The sequence below is a fragment of the Mesorhizobium sp. WSM4844 genome, from assembly GCF_055811775.1.
The window spans coordinates 1-220 of record NZ_JBVVQB010000250.1; the positions used below are offsets into that span (position 1 = coordinate 1).

Below are 220 nucleotides of genomic sequence, written 5' to 3' on the forward strand. Positions count from 1 at the left end.
CGGCTAGAGCGCGTCCTGTTTAATCTGGGTCGTATCCAGCTGCCTTGAAGTAGTTGGCGCATTCGGCTGGGGTGAAGAGGTCGACGACCGCGCCGACCGCGTCCCACAGAGCCTTGATGGTTTCTCGGCCCTTTGCCGCAGTGGCGCCTTGAGCTTGGCGAAGGCGTTTTCGATGGGATTGAAGTCTGGGCTATAGGGCGGGAGATAGAGCAGGCTCGCC

The 220-nt window shown here is 60.9% G+C and carries 1 pseudogene; it reads right to left on the reverse strand.

Annotated elements, in window-relative coordinates:
• Positions 1–19: 19 nt before the first annotated feature.
• Positions 20–220, reverse strand: a pseudogene (locus AC0L2A_RS36630) (transposase); the annotation flags it as partial.